Here is a 10,108-nt window from a genome sequence, read left to right as displayed (position 1 = left end):
ATCATTGCTAACATTACAGGATTAGGCAAATAAACGGATATTCATAGTTTTTTTTATTCAAAATTAATTTTAAGGCATAATATTTGCCAATATTTTGAGTATTTATAAAAATACCATAAATTTACCAACAGATTTAAAGATAGATTATCTTAAAAGCACTGGTTAAAAAAGACGCAATTGATGAAAAAAAAACAAAGTCTAAGCAACTATTGTTGCGCTAGTATTGTCTACAATCTCACCAAGAAAATTATTACGCTTCTACTGATAGCATTTTGCATCGCAGGATATTCTCAAAATTTGAAAGCGAAGTACCAAAACGCTAAAACTAAAGCTAAACAAGTTTTTGCAAAAAAAGAAGATCCTTACAAGAACATTCTTAATAGCAAAAACATTAAAGAGATTGAGACATTTATATCCCAAGCACATCCAGACGACCCAAGAGTTTTCGTTTTGAAGCCCAAACTTATTTCCCTTAAAAATACAGCTTGGACCAAAGGTCAACCTACCGGAGTGCAAGCAAAGCCAAAACCAATTGTGGCGGAAATTCCTAAAAAGGTATTAACTAGACCCAATTCCAATGAATCGGAAGAATTTGTCAAACTTATGACTCAATCATCGACCGCGCACCAAGACAAGACCATCAAATTACTCAATACGATGTTTGATCAGGACGTCAATAAAAAGGAAGCCATCTTGATGATACAAAACAACTCTGACTGCAACATGATTGTCAGAATTAAAGGCGAAAAATTCTACAACCTTGCGGTTCCTGCTCATGGTGAGAATTCAATCGTTGTAGACAAAGGCAAGTACCAATTGACTAGTAAGATGTGTGACGCTCAATATAACTCGGAAAAAGACATGAAAAAGAGCCTTATGGTCATCCTTAACAATCCAGTTGTCAAGCCGAATCACGCCACTAGCCACTCTAATCAAGCTCAAAAATAAAAATTAAAGCTTTCCCTTTCTTGACCAAGCAACACTTATAACATGAGAAGAACATTAAATGCTGTTCTTTTTTCTTTATACTTGACTTACAATATCTCAAAATATATTGCAAATCAAAACAGAATCCATCTCCAACACCAATGTAACTACTTCTAAAGCAATTACAGGCTTATTATTTACCGTAATATGATTCACCAATGGTCATATCAAAAAGCGAAATTATTCCACAAAAAAAAGAGGTTTACAAAATTGTAAACCTCTCACCTTATTAAAATAAGAATCTAAACATTATTCTGCGTCGAAATCCGCATCTACATCAGCCGTAGCCTTTTCTCCTTCTTCTTTAGATTTCTCCTTTTCAGCTTTTCTTTGAGATTGACCTTCTTTGATAGCCTCAGAAACAACGCTCAAAATCATATCAATTGATTTAGATGCATCATCATTCCCTGGAATAACAAAGTCAACTTTTCTCGGATCAGAATTAGTATCTACAATAGCAAATACAGGAATTCCTAATTTTTTTGCTTCAGTTACTGCAATATGCTCTCTCATGATATCCACCACGAAAAGTGCAGATGGAAGACGCACCATGTCAGCAATAGAACCTAAGTTCTTTTCTAAATTTGCTCTCTGACGATCTACCTGAAGTCTCTCTTTTTTAGATAAAGTTTCGAAAGTACCATCTTTCTTCATTTTATCAATAGAGTTCATTTTCTTTACTGCTTTTCTGATAGTCACGAAGTTGGTAAGCATACCTCCTGGCCATCTTTCAGTAATATAAGGCATATTAAGTTCTGAAGCGTGTTTTGCAACAACTTCTTTTGCTTGCTTTTTAGTAGCAACAAAAAGAACTTTTTTACCTGAAGAAGTTATTTTTTCCAAAGCATTACAAGCTTCATCCAATTTAACTGCTGTTTTATGTAAGTCAATGATGTGAATACCATTTTTCTCCATAAAAATGTATGGAGCCATATTAGGATTCCACTTTCTGGTCATGTGTCCGAAGTGTACTCCTGCCTCTAAAAGGTCTTTAACATTTGCTTTTGCCATGTCGCTTTTTTGTTTTTAGTTTACATTCCGCTTTGTGCATTCAACAATTTCTTTAGATGGGAGAAATGTTTGGGTGCTAAACTAAACGGGGCATTTTTGATTAGATAATAGAACCAAGAGCCAAGAACAAAGATTTCTGAAAATCTCGAATCTCGAGTCTCGCATCTTGAATCCTCTTGATTAACGTTTTGAGAATTGGAATTTCTTTCTCGCTTTTTTCTGACCTGGTTTCTTTCTTTCAACCATTCTTGCATCTCTAGTCAATAATCCTTCAGGCTTCAAAATAAGTCTGAATTCTGCATTGATTTCGCATAATGCTCTAGAAATCCCAAGACGAATCGCCTCAGCTTGTCCAGTATTACCTCCTCCAAAAACATTAACAACCGCATCGTACTGTGTTGCAGTTTCAGTTAAAGTGAAAGGCTGGTTTACTTTATAAACCATAACATCTGTAGAAAAATACTCTTTTACGTCTTTTCCGTTAACAGTAATATTACCTGAACCCGGCTTAACATAAACTCTTGCAACAGAAGTTTTTCTTCTTCCGATTTTGTGAACTGTTGACATAATTATTATTTGAATTCGTTGATGTTAATTAATTTCGGCTGTTGAGCTTCATGCTTATGCTCAGTTCCTTCATATACATAAAGGTTTTTGAACATTTGCGAACCTAATCTGTTCTTAGGCAACATCCCTTTTACCGATTTCTCTACAACACTCAAAGGCTTTCTTTTCAGCAAATCAATTGCAGTGATAGACTTCTGTCCACCAGGATAACCTGTATGCCAGATATAAGTCTTATCATTCCACTTGGTTCCTGAAAGGGTTACCTTTCCAGCATTCAAAACAATAACATTATCTCCACAGTCTACGTGAGGAGTAAAGTTAGTCTTGTGCTTACCTCTCAAAATCTTTGCAACCACAGAAGCTAGTCTTCCTAATGGCTGTCCTTCAGCGTCTACCACAACCCATTCTTTATTAGCGGTAGCTTTGTTAGCTGAAATTGTTTTGTAACTTAATGTATTCACACTTTTTCGTTTAACGATTAAACATAATTCTCCCAATAAGGGTCTGCAAAGGTATACTTTTTTTTTGTTTTACGAAAATTAAATATATCCCTATCTGTAAAATTAATATTGATATATATCTATTAAGAAAAACACACTCCCTTTCAATAACCTGAAATAATGATAGTTGTACGAAAAATCACCCTGCGAAAATATATTTTGGCACTCGAATTGCATATGAGGGAACAAACACAATTAAATTATATAAGAAGAAGGCTGATGCCTAACCGCACTCCTTCTTCTTTTTCGGGGCTAACACAAATTCTTTATATTAAAACTATCAAAAAAAGGGGGAGCATTTGCTTCCCTTTTTAATTTCTAAGTGATTTTGAGCTTTTGAAACTTGCCAATAAATAATAAGCTAAAAAAACGGTTGAGAACTTTATTATTGAAGGAACTGCTATCTCGAAGTTGAAAAAGGAAAATCCCACCAACAACAAAACACCCATCCCCAAAAAGGAAATTCCCATTTTTTTAGCAAGAGGCCATTCAGGGTGGTCAACAAAATAGGCTAATCCCCAGCCAAGTCCGAAAGCTGCAGCATTATATATTGCAAGAACAATGTTAGTACTATCTACAAAAAAATAATTGAATAAAAAACTTACTGCTGTGCCAACCAAGAAATACAAAAGCGCTTTTTGCATGGGATCAATATTTAAAGCAAAAATAAGGATAAAAAATTATGTTTAATCAAGATAGATTCTAAATATTACCAACCCGTTGTTCATGTCATTTTTTTTTCTTTTACTCGTGTATTAACCAATTAAAAAAATACACAATGAAAAACACACTTTTACTTGCCACAATGGCATTAACAATGATTGCATGTAATTCTGACAGAATAGAAACACATGCGGACACACAGGAAAGTACTGTTAATGTAGGCGAAGTAACTACAAAAAATGGAAGACTGTACTTTCCAAACAAGGAGACACTTAACGTAGTTTATGATAACCTTAAAGATGCAAATGACGAAGATATTGCGGAGTTTATCGACAGTAAGAATTACATTCCTCTTAGACCTATCGCGACAGAAAGTAACGAACAAATTGTTGCTCAGAAGCTCAGAAATAGGATAGCTGCATTAAAGCAAAAAATGTCGAGCAACATGTTAGCAAGGACAACTACTTTTACAAGCGACGAAGAAATAATTGACAATATTGACGATTTGGAAGAAATAATTGGTGATGACGCTTATGCCGCTTTCTTAAATGATGAGGCAGAGATCCAAGTTGCCAATGAAATTTATAAATACACTGATGTTGGTCTTTTTATTGTTGAAGATAACAAATATCCTTTGCTAGAGGATTATTTACAAACCAATAATATATCCGACAATTTATTGATCCCAACCGACCAAAGTATACAAAGTCAGTATATTTTGAGTGCACCTTGTACTAATTATATCGCAGACATCTCGCCTGACATCGACTACTTTAACAACTACAATTGTGGAACTTCTTATACAGGTGGTGGTGGTTCATCAACATATACACCTCCATCAAGCAACTCTAACAATACTACAATATACAATTATGTACAAAATTTACCTTACTGTGATATAAAACATGGCCTTTTTGGGACTCTTTTCGGTGAAAACGATGTATGCATAGATCAATACGAAAGTAATTATAGAGTAAAAACCAAAGCTTATAACTATAATTATTTCCTAGTCTAACACCTAGGAGTTAAAGTGAAACATCAGAAAAAAGGATGGACAGGTATATGGAGAAAAGAGAATGTAGATGAAATAAGACTTGGAGTTGAAGGGGTGCAATTTCAATATGATTTTTCGGATTCTTTTAATAGCCCCGCAACTCTCAATATGGGTAGCACCAATATTTACACTCAAAGCAGCAGATATCAATATGATGCAACAACTTTTTGGAATTACAGCAATGCTTTTGGAAATTTTTCAATAACGGGATTTAGCATGTCCTCATTCCCTAAATTGATGCAAGATGATATTGTTATTGAAAATTTTGGAAATGGTACAACTGCAGACATAGTAGGAGTTGCTTTAGGTCAAGCAAATCGACAGCTGACAAGTGATAATTTAAACAAGTATTTCTGGCAAACAACAATAAATGGTTTAAAAGAATTCTGGATAAAAATCGGACAAACAGCTCCTGCAACAGATAACAATATTACCTTATTTAGAAAGTATCCCCAATTTGGAAAAGTATTGATACATAAAACCCATTATCAAAATAAAACAAATGATGACAAACTTGACAAAACATTTGATGTAGGAGGAGAGATTAGATTAAACTTCAATGGAGATACTGGGGAAGTGACAAGTGTCACCCCTGGAAATACAATAAAAAAACCTGAGGATTTCATGGTGAAAATGTATGGCATTGTAAAGAAAAACGGACAATGGCATGGCAGTAGAATAGACAACACAAGATAATCTAAGCCTAATATATGACCTTAAAAATTGCATTTATACTTTTTCTCTTAAGCTTACAAATTTGTAATTCTCAACAAAAAAGATACGTGTCCACCTACAATATAAAAATTGCAAAAGGAGTTGATGGAGATGGAAAAAAATTTTTTGGAGAAATTGAAACAACCCAAGGATTCAAAATATTGAAATACTTTACTATTTCAGGAAATCTAGCCTACTCTAAAAACTATGACACCAAACTTTCTGTACTACCGATAAAAGCTGAATTAAAGTGGTTTTATTACGAAGTTGGAGAAGAAGAAAACAATCCTTATCTATTACTAAATGTAGGTCCAAATCTAAAACTTAATGAAAATTTTTCTGATGGATCAAGTGCCTCATTGGGGTTTGGTTGTTTTTTTATGCTAAATGAATTAGAATGTAATCTTGCAATTATAAGAAGTTCACAAGTTTTTTACATCAAAAATGAGTATACCCAAATAAATTCTTTTGGGATATGTTTTGGTATAGTTATATAAATTAAATTATTTCTTATGAAAAAAATAATATGTGTCTATTTAATATTTGTTTTTTGTAATAGTATAGCGCAAGACCTACAAAAGAATGAAGTTGATTATTCTGTAAAAAAATCGGTTTTTAATGTGCAAGTTGGGACTTTCGGCTTCTGGTTTAATAACGAAATGCGGCTTACTAACAAAATAGCATTAAGAACCGAAATAGGAATCGAGCCAATGTTTATAGTCGGAAATGGCTCTCAATGGCATCCTAATTTAAGATTAGAGCCAAGGTTCTATTACAATCTTTACAAACGCAGAGAAAAAGGGTTAGCTGTCAACCCAAATTTGGGAAACTTTTTTGGTATTGCGTTTAATTATCGTCCAAAGAACTTGGTCTTCTCCAGAAATAATATTGAGGCTATAGAGAGTTTTTCTATTGTACCTAAATGGGGAATTCGTAGAAGTATAAGTAAGCATTTTCACTATGAACTAGGATTGGGTCTTGGATTTAGACACGAGACTGATTACGGAAATTTTGGAGAAGTAGATATTCATGCAAGAATTGGATACAATTTTTGATAAAAATTATTTATACGATTTAACCTGCCTCTTCAAAAGTTTGGAGAGGCTTTTCTCTTATAAAAGAAATATTTATATTTGAAAAATTCATATTTTTTCTAAAATTATTTATGGAAAACTCAAAATACGAGCCTAAAAACAAAGTAAGAGTCGTTACTGCTGCAGCCTTATTTGATGGGCATGACGCTGCCATTAACATCATGCGTAGAATGATACAATCTACGGGTTGCGAAGTCATTCATCTTGGACATGATAAATCTGCGGAAGAAGTGGTTAACACTGCAATTCAAGAGGATGCTAATGCAATTGCGTTAACTTCTTATCAAGGTGGTCACAACGAATATTTCAAATACATCTACGATTTATTAAGAGAAAAAGGGGCGTCTCAAATCAAAATTTTTGGTGGCGGTGGCGGTGTAATTTTACCAGAAGAAATTGCAGATTTAATGAATTACGGAATTACCCGAATTTACTCTCCTGACGATGGCCGTGAAATGGGTTTACAAGGAATGATTAATGATTTGGTTCAAAAATCGGATTTCGAAACAGGTAAACATGTGGAGATTTCTGACTTGGATAACATCCGATTTGAAAACTCAAAATCGATTGCTCAAGTGATTTCTGCAGTGGAGAATTTTTCTGAGGAAAAACCAAATTTAGTTCAAGAAATTGAGGAAAGAACCAAAAATTCCAACATCCCAATTTTAGGAATTACAGGAACAGGTGGTGCAGGAAAATCTTCGCTTACAGACGAATTGGTTCGTAGATTTTTAAGAGCGAATCCAGATAAAAAAATTGCAATAATTTCAATTGACCCATCCAAAAAGAAAACAGGTGGTGCCTTATTGGGCGACAGAATTCGTATGAATTCCATTAACGACAAAAGAGTTTATATGCGCTCGATGGCAACTCGTGAGAACAATGTTTCGGTTTCGCCTTACATTCACTCGGCGTTGAGCGTTTTAAAATTGGCTCATCCCGATATTATTATTTTAGAAACTTCAGGAATCGGGCAATCAGGTTCTGAAATTACTGAAATTGCAGACCTTTCAATGTATGTGATGACGCCAGAATATGGTGCTTCAACGCAGTTGGAAAAAATTGATATGTTGGATTACGCCGATTTAATTGCTTTAAATAAATCCGACAAACGTGGTGCTTTGGACGCTTTACAGGCCGTGAGAAAGCAGTACCAGAGAAATCATACGTTGTTCGAACAACCTTTGGAAGCAATGCCTGTTTTTTCGACCAAGGCAAGTCAGTTCAACGATTGGGGAACCACCGAAGTTTATAATGAATTAATCAAAAAATTAAATTCAAAATTCTCTGAATTAAATTTAAACAAATATGTTGAACAAAACATTTCCGAAGACACAACGGTAATTCCTCCGAAACGAGTTCGCTACCTTTCTGAAATTGTAGATAACAACAAAACATACGACAAGGAAGTTGAAACTCAAGCTTTGGTTGCCAAGAAAATGTACCTTTTAGATGGTGCAAAAGTGTTAATTGAAGATGACGAACATACCCATGATAAATTAGAAAAGGCTTTCATTAAGGCTAAAAAAGAGCTTTCCGAAGAAAATACAATGTTCTTACAACGATGGCATCACTTCAAGGAAGAAATGAAAGGCGATACTTTCACTTATCTCGTTCGTGGAAAAGAAATTAAAGTTGAAACCAAATACGAATCACTTTCTCATCTTAAGATTCCAAAAATTGCGTTGCCAAAATTTCAAGATTGGGGTGATTTAATCCGTTGGAAAGGACAAGAAAATGTTCCTGGACAATTTCCTTACACTGCGGGAATTTACCCTTTCAAAAGAACCGGCGAAGATCCAACTCGAATGTTTGCAGGTGAAGGTGGACCCGAAAGAACCAACCGAAGATTTCACTACGTTTCTGCGGAAATGGATGCGAAAAGACTTTCAACAGCGTTTGACTCAGTGACACTTTATGGACAAGACCCTGCTCTTCCACCCGATATTTATGGAAAAATTGGAAATGCAGGTGTTTCTATTGCGACCTTGGACGATGCTAAAAAATTGTATTCAGGGTTTGATTTGGTGAATCCAATGACTTCAGTTTCGATGACCATTAATGGTCCTGCTCCAATGTTGTTGGCGTTTTTCATGAATGCGGCGATTGACCAAAATGTCGAAAAATATATTTCTGAAAATAATCTTTGGAATAAAGTTGAAGAAGTTTTAAAAAGAAAATTCGATGATAAAGGTTTGAAAAGACCAATTTATCACGGCGAACTTCCAGCTTCTAACAATGGTTTAGGTTTAAAATTATTAGGAATTACAGGTGATGAAATTCTTGACGCTGAAACGTACAACAAAATAAAAACAGAAACTATCGCAACGGTTCGTGGAACAGTTCAAGCGGATATTCTGAAAGAAGATCAAGCTCAAAATACTTGCATTTTCTCTACTGAATTTGCATTGCGTTTGATGGGTGATGTTCAACAATATTTTATTGAAAATAAAGTTCGAAACTTTTATTCGGTTTCGATTTCGGGATATCACATTGCAGAAGCGGGTGCAAATCCGATTTCGCAATTAGCGTTTACTTTAGCGAATGGTTTCACTTATGTTGAATATTACCTCAGCCGAGGAATGAACATCAACGATTTTGCACCAAATTTATCGTTCTTCTTCTCGAACGGAATCGACCCAGAATACGCAGTTATCGGTCGAGTTGCCAGAAAAATTTGGGCAAAAGCAATGAAACTTAAATATGGCGCCAACGAACGTTCTCAGATGTTGAAATACCACATTCAGACTTCGGGACGTTCTCTTCACGCTCAGGAAATTGATTTTAATGATATTAGAACCACGCTTCAAGCGTTGTATGCGATTTACGACAATTGTAACTCGCTTCACACCAATGCTTATGACGAGGCGATTACCACTCCTACAGAAGAATCCGTAAGAAGAGCAATGGCAATTCAGTTGATTATCAACAAAGAATTAGGTTTAGCTAAAAACGAAAATCCATTGCAAGGTTCTTTCATTATTGAAGAATTGACAGATTTAGTGGAAGAAGCAGTTTATGCTGAATTCGATAGAATTACTGAAAGAGGCGGTGTTCTTGGTGCAATGGAAACGATGTATCAACGTTCTAAAATTCAAGAAGAATCGATGCATTACGAAATGCTAAAACACACCGGAGAATATCCAATCATCGGTGTGAATACCTTCCTTGGAAAAGATGGTTCTCCAACGGTTTTACCAGGAGAAGTTATCCGTTCAACTGAAGAAGAAAAGCAACAGCAAATCGTTAATTTAGAAAACTACCAAAAAGCTAACTCAGACTTAACTGAAGAATGGTTACACAAACTTCAATTATCTGCCATCAACCAACAAAACTTATTCGAAGTAATGATGGAAGCAGTGAAATATTGTTCGCTTGGACAAATTACCAATGCCTTGTTTGAAGTGGGTGGAAAGTATAGGAGGAATATGTAGTTAGAGGCAAGATTCGAAAACCGAGACTTGAGACTTGAGATTCGAGGTTAGATTTTCTGTTTAAAGAAAATAAAATCCTCATCA

At 34.9% G+C, this 10,108-nt stretch carries 10 protein-coding genes; 6 read left to right on the top strand and 4 right to left on the bottom strand.

Annotated features, from left to right (window positions below):
- Positions 1 to 180: 180 nt before the first annotated feature.
- Entirely contained in the window at positions 181 to 948 is a 768-nt protein-coding gene (locus AC4AGG_RS13570) for a DUF6759 domain-containing protein (RefSeq protein ID WP_489772549.1), read from the top strand.
- A gap of 288 nt (positions 949 to 1,236) precedes the next feature.
- On the opposite strand, the gene rpsB is transcribed toward AC4AGG_RS13570, so the two are convergent.
- The 4 genes from rpsB to AC4AGG_RS13550 form a co-directional block, all read right to left on the bottom strand.
- Positions 1,237 to 1,998 (bottom strand): 30S ribosomal protein S2, encoded by a 762-nt coding sequence (gene rpsB / locus AC4AGG_RS13565; RefSeq protein WP_489772548.1) that lies wholly within the window; start codon positions 1,996 to 1,998, stop codon positions 1,237 to 1,239.
- A gap of 180 nt (positions 1,999 to 2,178) precedes the next feature.
- Positions 2,179 to 2,565, bottom strand: a complete 387-nt coding sequence (rpsI, locus tag AC4AGG_RS13560; protein ID WP_489772547.1) for a 30S ribosomal protein S9 — start codon at positions 2,563 to 2,565, stop codon at positions 2,179 to 2,181.
- A gap of 5 nt (positions 2,566 to 2,570) precedes the next feature.
- A complete protein-coding gene (gene rplM / locus AC4AGG_RS13555) occupies positions 2,571 to 3,026 on the bottom strand; it encodes a 50S ribosomal protein L13 (protein WP_489772546.1) in 456 nt (151 codons plus the stop codon).
- 350 nt (positions 3,027 to 3,376) lie between these two features.
- A complete protein-coding gene (locus tag AC4AGG_RS13550) occupies positions 3,377 to 3,709 on the bottom strand; it encodes a hypothetical protein (RefSeq protein WP_489772545.1) in 333 nt (110 codons plus the stop codon).
- A gap of 134 nt (positions 3,710 to 3,843) precedes the next feature.
- Here AC4AGG_RS13550 and AC4AGG_RS13545 point away from each other — a divergent pair, with 134 nt between their 5' ends.
- The 5 genes from AC4AGG_RS13545 to AC4AGG_RS13525 all read left to right on the top strand — a co-directional run bounded on the left by AC4AGG_RS13545 (position 3,844) and on the right by AC4AGG_RS13525 (position 10,024).
- Positions 3,844 to 4,743: a hypothetical protein gene (locus tag AC4AGG_RS13545; RefSeq protein WP_489772544.1), complete on the top strand. Its 900-nt coding sequence runs from the start codon at positions 3,844 to 3,846 to the stop codon at positions 4,741 to 4,743.
- A gap of 15 nt (positions 4,744 to 4,758) precedes the next feature.
- Entirely contained in the window at positions 4,759 to 5,478 is a 720-nt protein-coding gene (locus AC4AGG_RS13540; RefSeq protein ID WP_489772543.1) for a hypothetical protein, read from the top strand.
- Positions 5,479 to 5,564: 86 nt separating this feature from the next.
- Positions 5,565 to 5,993, top strand: coding sequence for a hypothetical protein (locus AC4AGG_RS13535; RefSeq protein WP_489772542.1), 429 nt, complete (start codon positions 5,565 to 5,567; stop codon positions 5,991 to 5,993).
- Positions 5,994 to 6,008: 15 nt separating this feature from the next.
- Positions 6,009 to 6,551, top strand: a complete 543-nt coding sequence (locus tag AC4AGG_RS13530; protein ID WP_489772541.1) for a hypothetical protein — start codon at positions 6,009 to 6,011, stop codon at positions 6,549 to 6,551.
- Between the two features lie 110 nt (positions 6,552 to 6,661).
- Positions 6,662 to 10,024 (top strand): methylmalonyl-CoA mutase family protein, encoded by a 3,363-nt coding sequence (locus AC4AGG_RS13525; RefSeq protein WP_489772540.1) that lies wholly within the window; start codon positions 6,662 to 6,664, stop codon positions 10,022 to 10,024.
- The last annotated feature ends 84 nt before the right edge of the window (positions 10,025 to 10,108 follow it).

It is taken from the genome of Chryseobacterium sp. CG10_8 (assembly GCF_058117085.1).
Note: the sequence above shows the minus strand (reverse complement) of the source record. Positions and strands in the feature narration are given on the sequence as shown.